Here is a 302-nt window from a genome sequence, read left to right on the forward strand (position 1 = left end):
CCTTGGTCGCCTTGAACTCCTTGAACACCCTGTGGTCCTTGGTCGCCTTGAACACCTTGAACTCCTTGAGGTCCTTGATCGCCTTGGACTCCTTGAGGTCCTTGGTCACCTTGTGGTCCTTGAACTCCTTGAGGTCCTTGGTCGCCTTGTACGCCCTGAACACCCTGAGGTCCTTGGTCACCTTGAACGCCCTGAACACCCTGAGGTCCTTGGTCGCCTTGGACTCCTTGAACACCCTGAGGTCCTTGGTCGCCTTGGACTCCTTGAGGTCCTTGATCACCTTGGGCTCCTTGAACTCCTTG

The 302-nt window shown here is 56.3% G+C and carries 1 protein-coding gene; it reads right to left on the reverse strand.

Annotation, left to right across the window (positions count from 1 at the left end):
• The coding region (locus G9G53_RS25895) for a hypothetical protein (RefSeq protein ID WP_238796336.1) at window positions 1–302 on the reverse strand (302 nt) is incomplete at both ends.

The organism is Paenibacillus sp. EKM206P, from assembly GCF_011066155.1.
GTDB lineage: Bacteria > Bacillota > Bacilli > Paenibacillales > Paenibacillaceae > Paenibacillus > Paenibacillus polymyxa_D.